Annotated in this window: 12 protein-coding genes; 3 read left to right on the forward strand and 9 right to left on the reverse strand. The window is 70.7% G+C overall.

Going from position 1 to position 14,604, the window contains the following annotated elements; translation table 11 throughout:
• Positions 1 to 9 precede the first annotated feature (9 nt).
• Positions 10 to 2,196, reverse strand: a complete 2,187-nt coding sequence (locus Vlu01_RS11110; protein WP_203997329.1) for a RecQ family ATP-dependent DNA helicase — start codon at positions 2,194 to 2,196, stop codon at positions 10 to 12.
• Between the two features lie 91 nt (positions 2,197 to 2,287).
• Here Vlu01_RS11110 and Vlu01_RS11115 point away from each other — a divergent pair, with 91 nt between their 5' ends.
• A complete protein-coding gene (locus Vlu01_RS11115; RefSeq protein WP_203997331.1) occupies positions 2,288 to 3,088 on the forward strand; it encodes a hypothetical protein in 801 nt (266 codons plus the stop codon).
• Between the two features lie 46 nt (positions 3,089 to 3,134).
• Here the strand turns inward: Vlu01_RS11115 and Vlu01_RS11120 are convergent, their stop codons facing one another.
• From Vlu01_RS11120 to Vlu01_RS11140, 5 genes are read right to left on the reverse strand one after another with little or no spacing between them, the layout of a single operon-like run.
• Positions 3,135 to 4,265, reverse strand: a complete 1,131-nt coding sequence (locus Vlu01_RS11120; protein ID WP_203997333.1) for a branched-chain amino acid ABC transporter permease — start codon at positions 4,263 to 4,265, stop codon at positions 3,135 to 3,137.
• The gene (locus tag Vlu01_RS11125; RefSeq protein WP_203997335.1) at positions 4,262 to 5,152 is read right to left on the reverse strand and encodes a branched-chain amino acid ABC transporter permease; all 891 of its coding nucleotides are present in this window, start codon (positions 5,150 to 5,152) and stop codon (positions 4,262 to 4,264) included. The genes Vlu01_RS11120 and Vlu01_RS11125 overlap by 4 nt, the downstream gene beginning before the upstream one ends.
• Complete coding sequence (locus Vlu01_RS11130; RefSeq protein WP_239095831.1) at positions 5,152 to 5,979, reverse strand: ABC transporter ATP-binding protein; 828 nt, start codon at positions 5,977 to 5,979, stop codon at positions 5,152 to 5,154. The genes Vlu01_RS11125 and Vlu01_RS11130 overlap by 1 nt, the downstream gene beginning before the upstream one ends.
• Entirely contained in the window at positions 5,976 to 6,719 is a 744-nt protein-coding gene (locus tag Vlu01_RS11135; protein ID WP_203997337.1) for an ABC transporter ATP-binding protein, read from the reverse strand. Before Vlu01_RS11135 ends, Vlu01_RS11130 begins: the two co-directional genes overlap by 4 nt.
• 6 nt (positions 6,720 to 6,725) lie before the next feature.
• Positions 6,726 to 7,931, reverse strand: coding sequence for a substrate-binding domain-containing protein (locus tag Vlu01_RS11140; RefSeq protein WP_203997339.1), 1,206 nt, complete (start codon positions 7,929 to 7,931; stop codon positions 6,726 to 6,728).
• Between the two features lie 309 nt (positions 7,932 to 8,240).
• Between Vlu01_RS11140 and Vlu01_RS11145 the strand changes: the two genes are divergently transcribed.
• Positions 8,241 to 9,575: a TrkH family potassium uptake protein gene (locus Vlu01_RS11145; protein WP_203997341.1), complete on the forward strand. Its 1,335-nt coding sequence runs from the start codon at positions 8,241 to 8,243 to the stop codon at positions 9,573 to 9,575.
• Positions 9,565 to 10,236: a potassium channel family protein gene (locus Vlu01_RS11150; RefSeq protein WP_239095832.1), complete on the forward strand. Its 672-nt coding sequence runs from the start codon at positions 9,565 to 9,567 to the stop codon at positions 10,234 to 10,236. The genes Vlu01_RS11145 and Vlu01_RS11150 overlap by 11 nt, the downstream gene beginning before the upstream one ends.
• 9 nt (positions 10,237 to 10,245) lie before the next feature.
• On the opposite strand, the gene Vlu01_RS11155 is transcribed toward Vlu01_RS11150, so the two are convergent.
• The 3 genes from Vlu01_RS11155 to Vlu01_RS11165 all read right to left on the reverse strand — a co-directional run bounded on the left by Vlu01_RS11155 (position 10,246) and on the right by Vlu01_RS11165 (position 14,603).
• Positions 10,246 to 11,937, reverse strand: coding sequence for a serine/threonine-protein kinase (locus tag Vlu01_RS11155; protein ID WP_203997343.1), 1,692 nt, complete (start codon positions 11,935 to 11,937; stop codon positions 10,246 to 10,248).
• A gap of 71 nt (positions 11,938 to 12,008) precedes the next feature.
• Positions 12,009 to 13,562 carry a fused MFS/spermidine synthase gene (locus tag Vlu01_RS11160; RefSeq protein ID WP_203997345.1) on the reverse strand — a complete coding sequence of 518 codons (1,554 nt, stop codon included), beginning with the start codon at positions 13,560 to 13,562 and terminating at the stop codon, positions 12,009 to 12,011.
• A 36-nt stretch (positions 13,563 to 13,598) separates the two neighbouring features.
• On the reverse strand, positions 13,599 to 14,603 hold the full coding sequence (locus tag Vlu01_RS11165) for a coiled-coil domain-containing protein (protein ID WP_203997469.1): 1,005 nt from the start codon (positions 14,601 to 14,603) through the stop codon (positions 13,599 to 13,601).
• Between the last annotated feature and the right edge of the window lies 1 nt (position 14,604).

Genomic DNA, 14,604 nt, shown 5'->3' on the forward strand with positions numbered 1-14,604 from the left:
GATCGGGTGCTACGCCGCGAGAGCCAGGGCCAGCGGCAGAACGGCCGGCGCGCCGGCACGGCGGAGTTCCCGGGCTGCCATCGTCATGGTCCACCCCGAGTCGACCAGGTCGTCCACCAGCAGCACCGGACCGTCCAGATCGGCGACGGCGGTGGCGAGGTGATCGGGGACGGTGAGGGTGCCGTGCAGGGCGCGTACCCGCTGGGCGCTGTTGCCGCGTGGACCGTCGGCAGCCACCGACCCGGCAGAGATTACCTGGCCCAGCAACGGCAGTCGCCCGATGCCGGCGATCCGGTCGGCCAGCGAACCGACAAGCGACGGGCGGCTCCGGGAACTGACCGAGACCACCCCGACCGGGCGGCTCGGCCAGGGGTCGTCGCCGTGTGCCCACGCCTTGAGCACCTCGACGACGGCGGCGGTCACGTCGTCGGGCACCGGACCATCCGGCGCGCCCGGCCCGACCAGGCCGCGCAGCCGACCGCCCCAGCCGAGGTCCGACAGCCGGCCGACGGCGCGGCCCGACAGCGCCTGCTCCGCCGGGGCGATACGTCCTTTCAGGGGTACGCCGACCGACTCCAGCCCGGTGGGCCAGAGCTTCTTCGGCGCGAGCAGGACCCCGGGGCGGCCGAGGAAGGTCTGCGCGGCGGTCAGCGAGACCGTCGACACCTCGGCCGGGAACAGCGCTCCGGCGCACCTGTCACACCGACCGCAGTCGACCGCCTCCGCATCGTCGAGGCATTCCCGCAGGTAGCGCAGGCGGCAGCCGGTCGTCGACGCGTACTCGATCATGGCTTGTTGTTCGGCGGCGCGGGCGGCGGCGACGCGACGCAGCCGGGCCTCGTCGTAGCTCCAGGGTTCGCCGGTGGCGAGCCAGCCGCCCCGTACCCGGCGCACCGCGCCATCCACGTCGAGCACCTTGAGCATCATCTCCAGCCTTGCCCGGCGCAGATCCACGAGGGGTTCCAGGGCCTGCGTGGAGATCGGCCGGTCGGTGTGCAGCGCGGCCAGCACCGCGCGGACCTGTTCCTCGGGTGGAAACGCCAGCGAGGCGAAGTACCGCCAGATCGCCGCGTCCTCGACGCCGGGCAGCAGCAGCACCTCCGCGTGTTCCACGGCCCGCCCGGCCCGCCCCACCTGCTGGTAGTACGCGATCGGCGACGGTGGCGCGCCGAGGTGCACGACGAAGCCGAGATCCGGCTTGTCGAAGCCCATGCCGAGCGCACTGGTCGCCACCAAGGCTTTGATCTTGTTGTCGAGCAGGTCCTGCTCGGCGGCGCGGCGGTCGGCGTCCTCGGCCTGCCCGGTGTACGCGGCCACCGCCCAGCCGCGCGAGCGGAGGAACTCGGCGGTCTCGATCGCCGAGGCCACGGTCAGCGTGTAGACGATGCCGGAGCCGGGGAGCTGATCCAGGTGGTCGGCGAGCCACCCGAGCCGGTGCGCCGGGCTCGGCAGGTCGAGCACGCCCAGCCGCAGTGATTCCCGGTCCAGGCTGCCGCGCAGCACCAGGACGTCCGGTCGCGGGCCGGTCGCGGCGGTCGGTTCGGTACCCAGCTGCTCGGCCACGTCCCGGGTCACCCGGGCGTTGGCGGTGGCGGTCGTCGCGAGCACCGGGGTGCGGTCCGGCAGGTTACCGAGGAAGGTACGCAGCCGGCGGTAGTCCGGCCGGAAGTCGTGCCCCCAGTCCGACACGCAGTGCGCCTCGTCGACCACCAGCAGACCGGTGGTGGCGGCCAGCTTCGGCAGCACGCCGTCCCGGAAGTCCGGGTTGTTGAGCCGTTCCGGACTGATCAGCAGCACGTCCACCGCGCCGGCGTGGATCTCGGCGGTGATGTCGTCCCACTCGTCCAGGTTCGCCGAGTTGACGGTGCGGGCCCGGATTCCGGCCCGGGCCGCCGCGTCGACCTGGTTCCGCATCAGGGCCAGCAACGGCGACACGATGACCGTCGGTCCGACGGGCGCGGTCCGGTCGAGGAGCTGCGTCTCCTCACCGTCGCGCTCGCGTAGCAGCGCGGTCGCCACGAAGTACACCGCCGACTTGCCCCACCCGGTGCGCTGTACGCAGAGCACCCGCCTCCGGTCCACCACCAGCGCCTCAATGGCCCGCCACTGGTCCTCGCGGAGCCGAGCCTGCGCGCCGGCCAGCCGCCGCAGCACCGCCTCGGCCCGCTGCCGTACCGCCGTCCGTTCCTGGCTCATCCGACGTTTCTACCAGCGGCGCGGCGGCAGAGCCGACCACGGTCGGGGGTTTGCTCTACCATTCCCGTTCGATCCCGGAGAAAGAGACGAGATGACTCAGCGAACCGGCACCACTGCCACGACCCGGCATCTCGCGGTCGTGGCCGCCGCCCTTCTGGCCGCGACCCTGGTGGCCGGCTGCGACGACAAGGCCACCCCGGAGGCGGCGGCGCCACCGCCGGACCCCAAGCAGGAGCTGCTGGCGGCCGTACCGGATGAACAGGACCCGGCCTTCCGCTTCACCACCAGCGACGCCTCCGGTGACGTGTCGGGGGTGGTGGATCCGGCGAACCGCGGCATGGACATCGACACCGTGACGAAGGACAAGGACTTCACCCTGGAGATGTCCTTCCGGATGGTCGAGTCACGCACCTGGATGAAGGTGAACTTCAAGGGCGCCAAGGACATCCAGAAGCTGATGAAGCTGCCCACCAAGTGGATGGAGATGGACCCGGCGAAGATCGAGGGCCCGGACTCGCTGCCCACCTACGAGGGCACCGACCCGGGCAACGCCGACGCGATCATCCGCGCGGCCACCGACGTCCAGGCCGGTGAGCCCGGGACGTACACCGGTGTGGTGGACCTGTCCGCCACACCGGAGCTGGTCGACGTGCTGGAGGGCCTGACCGCGCTCGGCGACACCACCGGGCAGCTTCCGTTCAGCGCGGTGGTCGGCGCGGACGGCAATCTCGCCGAGCTGACGCTGGAGATCCCGGCGACCGGCAAGAAGAAGAAGGCGTCCGAGTACGTGGTCGAGTACTTCGACTTCGGCGCTGCCCCCGAGGTCGTCGCGTTCACCGGCGACCAGGCCCAGCAGGCCCCGGCCCCCGCGTACGACCTGTTCAACGGGTGACCTCGGCGGGACGACACGCCGTTGTGTCGTCCCGCCGACCTCGTGCTCAACCCTGGCGTCGGGTGCCGAGGCGCAGTGTGTCGCGGAGCAGGGACAGGCGAGGGGCGAGGCTCGCCAGGCCGCCGGGGAAGAAGTAGACGGCCAGGATGAAGATCGTGCCGAGCACGAACAGCGGTTCGGACAGTGGCCGGCTGAGGAACGCCGGCAACGCGTCCACCGCGTCGGAGGTGCCGAACGACACCAGGCGGTGATCGAGGTACATGTACAGGATGCCGCCCAGCACCGGCCCCCACCGGGTGCCCGGACCGCCGAGGACCACCATCACCAGCAGTGACAGGGTCAGTTCACTGCCGGTGATGTGCGGCGAGGCGCCGCCGACGATCAGGCAGTAGACCACCCCGCCCGCCGCCGCGAGACCACCGGCCAGGGTGAAGGCGACCAGCTTGAACCGGTACGGATCCAGCCCGAGCACGCCGATGCGACGCTCGTCGTCGCGCAGCCCGGCCAGCACCCGACCGGTCGGTGAGCCACTGACCCGGTGCACCACCAGCACCACCACCACGAGATACGCCAGCGCCAGCCAGTACAGGTTGACCGTGTTGGCGACGCCGACCAGCCCGTCCGGCAGCCCGGCGACATCCAGCGGCAGTCCTTCCTCGCCACCGGTGAGCCCACCGAAGTCCCGGGCCACCAGGATCGCCCCTACCTGCGCGAACGCCAGCGTCACCATGGCGAAGGCGATACCCACCGTACGCAGCGCCACCGCGCCGAGCAGGCCGGCCAGGATCGTGCCACCGACGATGGCCAGCGGGGCGGCCTGCCACAGCGGCAACCCGACCCGGGTGATCAGGATGTCGGTGCCGTAGACACCGGCGGCGAAGTACAGGGCGTGGCCGAAGGAGAGCATCCCGGTACGCCCGAACAGCAGGTCGTAACCGGCCGCCAGGCCGCCGAAGATCAGACACACGGCGAGCAACTGCAGGGTGCCCGGCGAGTTCAGCGCGCCCTCGAAGATGCCGGGCAGGTGCAGCGTCGAGTACGGCAGGATCAGCGCCACCGCCAGTGCGACCAGCGGCAGGAACCGGCGGAGTCGACCCCAGCGGCCCGACTCCTCGATCAACTCGCTGGGCACCGCCGCCGGGGGTGCCGGAACCTCGGGACTCTTGACCTCGGTCATGCCGTAACCGCCTTTCCGGCGATGCCCTGCGGACGCAGCAGCAGCACCACGGCCAGCAGCGCCACCACGCAGATGTCACCCAGCCCGGAGGTGCCGTAGTAGTTGACGAACTGTTGCAGCAGCCCGACCGCGACCGCCGCGTACGCGGACCCGACCACCGAGCCCATGCCGCCGATGACCACCACGATGAACGCGAAGATCAGCAGTGAGCCGCCCTGTTGGGGCGAGACCGTGCCGAAGTAGACGCTGCCCAGCGCCCCGGCCAATGCCGCTGCCGCCCCGCCGATGGCGAAGACCAGGGTGAACGCCTTGCGTACGTCGATGCCGAGCGCGGTCACCATCTCCCGGTTCTCCACCCCGGCCCGGATGATCAGGCCGTAGCGGGTCCAGCGGAGAAAGGCGAGAATCCCGCCGAGGACCAGTGTCGCGGCGACGATCAGCAGCAGCCCTCCGTTGGGCACCTGCGCGCCGAATATCGAGGTCACCTCTCGGGTCCACGCCGGGCGCGGGAACGGTCGGGCGTCCGCACCCCAGGTGGCCTGCAACAACGCCACGCCGGCGAGGGAGAGACCGACGGTGACCAGCACCTGCTCGATGGTGCGCGAGTAGAGCGGCCGGATCAGCACCAGTTCGACCAGTACCGCCATCAGCGTGCCGGCGGCCACCCCGAAGGCGACCGCGACCACGAAGCCGAGCCCGTCGGGGCCGGCACCGGGCAGGTTCCCTGCCGCCCACCAGGTGGCGTACGCGCCGACGCCGAGGAAGAGCCCGTGGGCGAAGTTGAGCACGTCGGCCAGACCGAAGACCAGGGACAGTCCGGAGGCGACCAGGAAGTAGAGGGCTGCCAGGCCGAGGCCGGTCAGTGTCAACAGAATGATCGCGTCCATCAGCTACCGTCCTCCGGGGCCGATGCGGCGGTGGCCGGGTGATCGGCGACCCGGTCGACGGCCGTCCCGGTGGGCTGGCGGTCGGCGGCCGGTCCGGCAGGCTGGTGACCCTCGGCCGAGCCGACGCCGAGCAGGGACCGGGTCAGGGCCGTCTCCAACAGCAACTCCTGAGCGTCACCGGTCCAGGCGACCCGGCCGGCGGCGAGCACCACCGCGTCGCGGGCCAACCGCCGGACCACCGCCAGGTTCTGCTCGACCAGGAGCACCGGCACGGACTCCGCGACCCGTTCCAGCACCTCGGCCACCTCGGTCACCACCTTCGGCGCCAACCCCTTGGTCGGCTCGTCGACCAGCAGCAGCCGGTTGTCGTTGAGCAGCACCCGGCCGATCGCGAGCATCTGCTGCTGCCCGCCGGAGAGCGAGCCGGCCCGCTGCCGGGAACGCCGGTCCAACTCGGGAAAGAGTGCGAACACCCGGTCGTACGCCGGGGTGCTGCCGCGCCGCTCGGCGAGCCGAAGGTTCTCCGCGACGGTGAGGCCGGCGAAGACGCACCGGTCCTCCGGCACGTAGCCGAGCCCGCCACGGACCAGGCGGTGGGTCCGCTGGGACAGCAGGCTCTGGGCGCCCATCCGGACCGTGCCGCGTACCTCGCCGTTGCGCGGGGTCAGCCCCACGGCGGCGCGCAGCGTGGTGGTCTTGCCGACCCCGTTCCGGCCGAGCAGCACGGTGACCCCGGTCGGGGCGACAGTGAACGACACGCCCTGGAGGATGTGCAGCCCGGCGATCCGGACCGACAGATCCTCCACAGTGAGTACGGGTTCGCTCACAGCGACTCCCCGAGGTATGCCTCTTGTACGGTCGGGTTGGCCATCACCGTCTCCGGTGTGTCGCACGCCAGCAGCGCGCCATGGTGCATCACGGCGATCCGGTCGGCCAGTTCGAGGATCACGTCCATGTGGTGCTCGACCATCAGCACCGCCCGGCCGCTGTCGCCGGTCAGCGAACGGATCACCTGGACCAGTTCCGGCACGTCCTCGGCGCTGACCCCGGCCATCGGCTCGTCGAGCAGCATCACCCGTGGCTCTCCGGCCAGCAGCAGCGCGATCTCCAGCTTCCGCTTCTCGCCGTGGGCGAGGGTGCCGGCCAGGGCCGTACCCCGATGGGCCAGGCCGACCCGGTCGAGCGCCGTGTCGGCGGCGGCGGCGACCTCCCGGTCTGCCGCCGCGCGCCGCCACAACTTCAGCGAACCCCCGCGGTGCGCCTGCACGGCGAGCCGGACGTTCTCCCGCACGCTCAGCGAGCCGAAAACCGAGGACGCCTGGAAGGTACGGCCGAGACCCAGCCGGGCCCGCCGGTACGGCGGCAGGTCGGAGATGTCCTGCCCGTCCAGGGTGACGTGACCTTCGGTGGCTCGGCGCAGACCGGTGATCAGGTTGAACAGTGAGGTCTTGCCGGCACCGTTGGGGCCGATCACGCCGAGGAACTCCCCGGGTGCCAGGTCCAGGTAAACGGAGTCGACGATGGCGACCTCACCGATCCGCCAGGTCAGACCGCGGGTGGCGAGCATCTCCGGTCAGCCCTTCATCGCCTGGACCGGCGGTGCGCTCTCGTCACCGGTGAGCGCCTTCTGCGGAGCCGCGGTGAAGGCGTCGCCGCTGCCGGTCAGGTTCGCCTGGTACATCGGCTGGAGCAGCGCGTGGTCCTCGGCGCGGATGGTCATGGTGCCCTTCACGCTCTCGAAGCTCCAGCCCTCCAGGGCGGTGACCATCTTCTCGACGTCGTCGCCGCCTTCGGCCGCGGCGCGGACCACCATCTGTGCGGCGGCGAACCCGTCCGGGTGGAACAGGTCGAGCGTGCCGCCGGGCACCTTCGCCTTCGCGGCCTTGGCCGCCTCGGTGTCGCTGGCGCCGTCGAAGTAGTGCGACAGGAAGGAAATCTTGGTGCCGGCAGCGCCGAAGGTGGGCCACGAGGCGCGGATGTCCAGGCCGGTGACGACCGTGGTGGAGGTGAGCACGCCCTGCTGGTCCAGGGTCTGCCACATTGCCGGGGCGGTGGTGCCGGCCCAGGCGACGAAGAGCAGGTCCGGCTTGGCGGACTTGATCTGGCTGGCGAACGGGGTGAACTCGGTCGCGCTGGCCGGCGCCCGGACGGCGCTGACGCTCGCGCCGGCTCCGCCGATGACCTCCTTGACCGCTGCCTCGTTGGCGTCGCCGAAAGCGCCGTCCTGGGCGAACACCACGACCTTCTTGCCGGTCGGGTCGCCGATGAACGACTTCGCGGTGACCACGTCCTGGTACGACTGCCGGCCCGAGCGGAACGTGTACTTGTTCGCCCCGGTCACCGCGTCGGTGGCGGCCGGTCCGGAGATGAACAGCACCTTGTTCTGCGCGGCGATCGGGGCGACCTGGAGTGCCACACCCGAGGCGGTCGAGCCAGCAATGATCTTGTTGCCCTTGCCGATCAGGTCCTTGGCCGCGGAGACCGCCTTCGCCGGATCACCCGCGTCGTCGACCTCGGTGATCTCGATCGCGCGATCGCCCACCTTGTTGGTGCCGTTGGTGGCGAAGTCCAGGCCCGCCCTGAACCCCTCGATGTACTGCTTTCCGTAACTGGCCAGCGCTCCCGACTGGGAGTAGACCAGACCAACCTTCACCGGCGCGGCGCTGTCGCCGCCGCCGTTGGCGGTGTCCTGGGGGCTGCCACAGGCCGTGGCGGCGATCGCCGCGGCCATCATCGTGGCGGCGGAGAGAACCGCCCGCCGTGTCGTCCGGACCGTCATTGCGACTCCACGTGAGGACTCAGAGGAAGGGAAACCCTATGTGTCGGCTCACGCTAGAAGTGACGTCACCCACGGGCCATGTGGCGGAAACACACAAGTAACCGGGTTGGGGTGGCCCGCTGCTACAACCTCGCCGAGCAGGCTCAGCCGAGGCAGACGTGAATCGTCGACAACTTCTCGGATGGTGCTGGGTCCGTCCGCAGCGAAGGCAGCAACACCCGAGAAGGTGCTGGGGCGAGGCCGGGAGCGGGCGGGCGTGGGGATGGCGGTTCCGGCCCGGAGCACTGGACGAAATCGGAGGATTGTCTGGTGCGTCGGTTCCTTCGTCACCCGGTGCGGCTGGTGCCGCTGGTGTTTCTGGTGGCGATCCTGATCAGCACCGGTCTGCTGATGTTGCGACCAATGACCGTCGACAACCAGCAGACCCCGTTCATGACCGCGCTCTTCACCGCCACCTCGGCCATCTCAGTAACCGGCCTGACCGTCACCGACACGCCGAACTACTGGTCCGGCCTCGGCCTGGTGCTCATCACCGTGCTCACCCAGCTGGGTGGGCTCGGCATCCTGACCGGCGCCGCGCTGGTGATCCTCACCGTGTCCCGGCGGCTCGGCCTGCACAACCGGATGCTGGTGCAGGCCGAGACCGCGGAGTACGGGCTCGGTGACGTACGCCGACTGCTGCTGCACATCGCCACCACCGTCTTCGCCTGCGAACTGGCGATGACCGTCATCGTCGCCGGGCGGCTCTGGCTGGCCTACGACGAACCGTTCTGGCAGGCCCTCTGGGAGGCGGCGTTCCACTCCATCCAGGCGTTCAACAACTCCGGATTCTCGCTCTATCGCGAAGGGCTGCTGGCCTTCGCCCGCGATGCCTGGATCGGCCTGCCACTGGCCGTCGGCGGCATCATCGGCGGTCTCGGCTTTCCGGCCCTGTTCGAGGCGGTCCGCGAATGGCGGCGGCCGACCCGGTGGGCGGTCGCCACCAAGTTGACCATCTGGGGCAGTGCCTTCCTGGTGACTTTCGGTGCGGTCGCGTTCCTGGTTGCCGAGTGGGCCAACCCGCGCACGGTCGGCGCTTACGGCGTGCCCGACAAGGTGGTCGCCACGTTCACGCAGATCGCCCTGGCCCGCACCGGCGGCTTCGAGGTGGTGCCGACCGACCTGCTCCGGGAGGAGAGCTACATCCTGCTGATGTGGCTGATGTTCATCGGCGGCGGCAGCGCCAGCACCGCCGGTGGGATCAAGGTCTCCACCTTCTTCCTGCTCGCCTTCGTCATCTGGGCGGAGGTTCGCGGCGAGCCGGACGTCACCGTCGGGAAACGGCGGATCGCCACCGCCAGCCAACGGCATGCCCTCGCCGTCGCACTGCTCAGCGTCGCGATCGTGGCCATCGGGACCACCGCGCTGATCGTGATGACCGACAAACTTCCGTTCCAAGCCGCACTCTTCGAAGTCACCTCGGCGTTCAGCACCACCGGGCTCTCGGTGGGCGTCCTGTCGTCACTGTCGGACGGCGGCCAGTTCCTGCTGACCGTGCTCATGTACGTCGGCCGGGTCGGGCCGCTCACCTTCGGCTCGGCGATCGCCCTGAACACCCGACGGCGGCTCTACCGCTACCCAGAGGAGCAACCCATTGTTGGATAGGAATCCGGACGAGGGCGGCATCGCCGTGATCGGTCTCGGCCGGTTCGGCAGCCACCTGGCCGAATCGCTCACCGCCCTCGGCCGCGAGGTGGTGGCCATCGACCGCGACCCCCGACTGGTGCAGAAGTGGTCACCCATGCTCGATCAGGTGGCACAGGCCGACTCCACCGACGAGGAGGCGCTGCGTCAGCTCGGACTGACCGACCTGCGCCGGGCGGTCGTCGCCATCGGGGCCTCCGTCGAAGCCAGCGTGCTCACCGTGCTCAGCCTGGTGGAGTTGGGCGTGGCGCAGATCTGGGCCCGGGCGACGTCGGGGCAGCACGCGAAGATCCTCTCCTCGGTCGGCGCACACCACGTGATCTTTCCGGAGGCGGAGACCGGTGTAGGGCTCGCCCACCTGATCGTCAGCCGGATGCTGGACTTCGTGGGGTTCGGTGAGGCCTTCGCGGTGGCGAGGATCCGCGTACCGCCGCCGCTGCGGGGTCGTCCGACCAGCGAGACCCAGCTGCTGGCCCGCTACGGGGTACGGGTGATCGGGGTCAAACGCCCGGGCGAGAACCGGTACCGGTACATCTCGGATGATCTCGAACTTTCCGAGGACACGATTCTCATCGTGGAGGGCACCATCGAACAGCTCCAGCGCTTCTCCACGCTGTCCTGACCGGTCAGCTCACCTTCCCGGGCCCCCGCCGGGCTTACCGGGCTGCGGCTTCCCCCCGCCCTTGCCCTTTCCCTTTCCCTTGCCGTTGTCCGGCTTCGATTTTCCGGGCTTCGCCTTCTCGGGCTTGGGCTTGTCCGGCTTGGCCCCCGTCGATTTGGCGTCACCGGAACCGGCCTTACCGGCAGTTGCCTTCACCGTCTTGGTCGGGGCCGACTTGGTGGGTGCCGGCTTGGTGGTGGGCGCGGTGCCGGCCACCCCGGACACCTGTACCCCGCACACCGCCGTGCCGACCCGGAACTCCACCGGCAGCGGGTTCGTCCCGGTGTACCGCCCGGTCAGATTCAGCTTCTCGGTGTCACCGGGTGCCAGTGCGGGTCGCTGCGGAGCGGGTTGCACCGCCACGGCCCGACCCTGTTGCCGCACCGGCACCGGCGTCGCGGCGGTCACCTTCTGCTCGCCGGGAAAGGCGAAGCTCATGGTCCAGTCGCGCAGCTCACGGTCACCGGTGTTGGTCAGGCTCAGCTCCGCGGTGAAGTCCTTGCCGGAGTCCTTGCGCAGCGCGTACGTCACCTGGCAGGGCATCTCCTGTTCACCGCCGATGCGCGCCTGGGTCGGCTGGTCGATCCCGCCGCTGGCGGGGCTGTGCGAGGTGACACCCCAGACCGCCGCCGTGATGACCATCAGCCCGGCCGCGGCCGCCACCGCTTCGAACCGGCGGCGACGGTTCAGCCTGCGACGGGTACGCGGGCCGGCCAGGGGCAGCGCGTCCGTCGCCGCGGACCAGGGCAGGATCGTGGTACCGACGTCGGCCAACGACAACGGGCCGGTGTCACCGGCGCCGACGCCCGCCGGCACGGTCGGCACCTTCCCGGCCGCCTCGGCGAGGGTCCGGGCCAGCTCGGCGGTGGTCGGCCGGTCCGCCGGCAGCTTCGCCAGACACCGGCCGACGAGGTCGGCGACGCCATCAGGCAGCCCCGGCACATCGGGCATCGGGTCCGGCTCGCGGTACATGTGCGCGCGCAGCATCTGGGTGGTGGTGTCGGCCTGCCAGGGCAGCCGGCCGGTGAGCATCCGGTACAGCAGCAGCCCGACCGCGTACACGTCGGTGGCCGGGCTGACCTGGCCGTTGTCGAGCCGTTCCGGAGCGAGGTACGCCGGGGTGCCGAGCAGGGTGCCGTCGGGCCCCTTCTCACTCTCACCGACCAGGGCGGAGATGCCGAAGTCGACCACCTTCACCCCGGTCGCGGTGAGCATCACGTTGCCGGGTGTGACGTCTCGGTGCACCACACCACGGGCGTGCGCGGTGGCCAGTGCGGAGGAGACCTCGGCCGCCACCGTCACAGCCTCCCGCCACGGCAGGCGCGCGTCGCGGGTCAACCGCGCGGTCAGCGGACCACCGTCGATCAGCTCCATCACCACGTACGGCACGGTCACGCCGACCTGCACGGACTCGCCGTAGTCGTACACATTGGTGATGTTGGGATGGCACAGCCGGGCGGCGGCCTGGGCCTCGATCCGGATCCGGTGCCGGAACGCCCGGTCGCTGGCCAGCCGGGACGCGAGGACCTTGACCGCCACCTGCCGGCCGAGCACCTCGTCGTAGCCTCGCCAGACCACCGACATGCCGCCCGCGCCGAGCTGCTCGATCAGCCGGTACCGCTCACCGAGCAGTTCCGCTCCGTTGCCAACCCCTCCACCCATGGTCGGCGTTGTTGCCCGACGTGAGGCCGCCTACACCTTTCTGGTCTGATTCGGTCACGGATGTCACCCGATCAGGCGGTCGCGAGCAGTTGGTCCACCGGGGCGTAGTCGTCGGTCAACACCAGCGCGTCGCCGACGAAGTCCGTCAGGTCACCGCCGCTGAGCAGGCTGACCGGTTCGTTGGCGTCGTCGAGGCGGGCGCGTACCGCAGCCAGCGGCAGCGGCGCGTCGGAGGCCACGATGAGGAAGTTGGCGCCCCGCTCGCCGGCCAACGCCTCAGGTGGGGCGATCAGCGCGACATGACCGAACTCGGCGGCGACGGTGGCCACCTCACTGCGGATGAAGCGCAGCGGGGGGTAGTCGATGACGTTCTGCACGTAGACCCCACCCGGCCGGGTCACCCGACGGATCTCGGCGGCCATCTCCCGGGTGGCGAGGTGCCAGGGCACCACCAGGTGCCCGAAGGCGTCGCCCACCACGAAGTCCCGGCTGTCGGTCGCCTCCGCGGCGACGAGCAGCCGAGCGTCACCCACCACCGCCCGCAGATCCGGCCCCTGGCGGATGCCGAGTCGTCGCTCCCCCAACTCGACCAACCCACCGTCGATCTCGAAGACCAGGTTGTCGGTGCCGGGTCGGGTGGCGGTGAGGTACCGCGGCACGGTGAACCCGCCGCCGCCCAGGTGCAGCGCGTCGAGCCGCTGTTGCGGCGGGGCGAGCACGTCGGCCACCGCCCCGATCCACCGGGTGTACGCGAACTCCAGGTGGGTCGGGTCAGCCAGGTCCACGTACGAGTGCTGGGCCGAGTTGAGCAGCAGGGTTCGTCCGCTGGCTCGACCCGGATCGGCCTCGACGCGAGCGCAGTGGTACGCCGTCTCGACGTCGCAGGGGTTCGGGGCGACCATGGTCAGCCCGGCCCCGGCCAGGCCGAGCACCGCCAGCGCGGCCTTGACCCGGGCCGGCCCGGGGAGGACGGCCCGGTCCTGCCGGTGCAGGTACACGCCCAACGCGATACCGACGATGCCGAGGGAGGCGGCCAGCCCGAACAGGATGACGGTGCTGGGCAGCGCGGCCACCAGCACGAAGCCGGTGACCAGGGTGGCCGTGACGGCGCCGAGCGTGCCGATGCTGGAGAGACGGCCGACGACCTGGCCGGTGCGGCGCAGGTCGGCGAGCTGAAGCTTGATCACCAGTGGGCTGACCGAGGAGAGCAGCATCGCGGGCGCGAACACGGCGACCGCGACCAGCAGCAGTACGGCGCTGGCCGCACCGCCGCGCAGCACCTCACCGGCGTACCGCACTGCCGGCAGCGTGATCGCGGTGGCGATGCCGGAGAGCACCAGCGCCGGGGCCAGCAGAGTACGCGGATTGCGCCGATCGGCCAGCCACCCGCCCGCCCACGCCCCGTACGCGATCGCCGCCAGCGCGATGCCGATGACCGAACTGGTCACCTGGAGGGTCACCCCGACGTACGGCCCGACCAGGCGCAACGCAGCGGTCTCCAGCACCAGGACGGCACCGCTGGAGTAGAAGACCAGAAACGCGGCGAGCCCGTTCGGCAGGGCCCGGGGCACCTGCGGCAGGGACGACGCGGACGTGGCCACCACGTCAGGCGATGGAGAGTTCATCGTGGCGATGGTACGCAGCGATCCGCCGCGCGTACGTCAATGCATCGAAAGATGAACGTGGTTCGTGTGATCAGCGGCCGGACTGCCGCTCCCGCCGTACGCCCGCCAGCCGGTGCCCGGGTGCCAGATCTGGCGGTACCAGATCACGTACAGCACGCCGAGCCGGTCTGCGTTGCGGACGTGCCAGGCGGCCAGGCTGTCCCCGTACGACTTGTCGCCGCCGGTGGCCGTACGGTCCTCGAAGCCGTTCGGGGCGGCGGAGAAGTCGCAGGCCCGCCCCTTGGGGTGCTCGCCCGAGCCACCGCTGCGGTAACAGGAGACGTGCCGTTTGTAGCCGGCGGCCTGGGTCTGCTTCAGCGCGTGCAGGGTGCGTGGCGTGATACAGCCCGAGGTGGTCGGGTCGTTCACCGAGCATGACTCGCCGGGCCAGGATCCGTCGGAGTTGCGGGGGGCCGGCTTCGCCGAGGTGGAACTGCCTCCGCTGAACCCGCCGCTGCTGCCCGAACTGACCGCCGCCAGCGCCGACTCGGCCTCCCGCTTCTTCTTCGCCATCACCGCCAACTGCTTGGTCTGCTCGCGCACCTCAGCGTTGATCGCGAGCTTGGCCTGCCGGGCCTGCTCCCGCGCCTCGGTCATCTCCCGGATCCGACGGCCGTCACGCTGGGCCATCATGTCGAGGTTGGCGGCCCGCTGCACGAACGCCTCCGGGGTCGCGCTGTCCAGCAGCACGGCTGCCGGGCTGAGCCGACCGACCCGGTAGGACTGCGCAGCCACCTCACCGACCAGGGCGTTCAGCTCCTCCAGCCGGCCCTCCATCTCAGACAGCTCCTTGGCCATCTGCTTCTGCCGCTTCTTGGAGCCGTCCAGCTTCCGCTTCGCCTCGATGTGCGCCTTGGCGGTGGCTTCCAGGGCGTCTCGCAGCTTCTTGCTGCCACCCTCGTTGGGCTCGGCGTACGCCGGCACGACCCCCACGCCGAGGAGCAGCGCCACCGCGGCGAGCAGGGTGATCAGCGGCCGGTGGGCGCGCCACCGGACGGGCATG

Origin of the sequence: Micromonospora lutea (assembly GCF_016863535.1) — a bacterium.
Lineage (GTDB): Bacteria > Actinomycetota > Actinomycetes > Mycobacteriales > Micromonosporaceae > Micromonospora > Micromonospora lutea.

Bases quoted from the DNA above. Each gene is read 5' to 3' on its own strand.
- Vlu01_RS11110 (WP_203997329.1), bottom strand. From the start codon at position 2,196: ATGAGCCAGGAACGGACGGCGGTACGGCAGCGGGCCGAGGCGGTGCTG.
- Vlu01_RS11115 (WP_203997331.1), top strand. From the start codon at position 2,288: ATGACTCAGCGAACCGGCACCACTGCCACGACCCGGCATCTCGCGGTC.
- Vlu01_RS11120 (WP_203997333.1), bottom strand. From the start codon at position 4,265: ATGACCGAGGTCAAGAGTCCCGAGGTTCCGGCACCCCCGGCGGCGGTG.
- Vlu01_RS11125 (WP_203997335.1), bottom strand. From the start codon at position 5,152: ATGGACGCGATCATTCTGTTGACACTGACCGGCCTCGGCCTGGCAGCC.
- Vlu01_RS11135 (WP_203997337.1), bottom strand. From the start codon at position 6,719: ATGCTCGCCACCCGCGGTCTGACCTGGCGGATCGGTGAGGTCGCCATC.
- Vlu01_RS11140 (WP_203997339.1), bottom strand. From the start codon at position 7,931: ATGACGGTCCGGACGACACGGCGGGCGGTTCTCTCCGCCGCCACGATG.
- Vlu01_RS11155 (WP_203997343.1), bottom strand. From the start codon at position 11,937: ATGGGTGGAGGGGTTGGCAACGGAGCGGAACTGCTCGGTGAGCGGTAC.
- Vlu01_RS11160 (WP_203997345.1), bottom strand. From the start codon at position 13,562: ATGAACTCTCCATCGCCTGACGTGGTGGCCACGTCCGCGTCGTCCCTG.
- Vlu01_RS11165 (WP_203997469.1), bottom strand. From the start codon at position 14,603: ATGCCCGTCCGGTGGCGCGCCCACCGGCCGCTGATCACCCTGCTCGCC.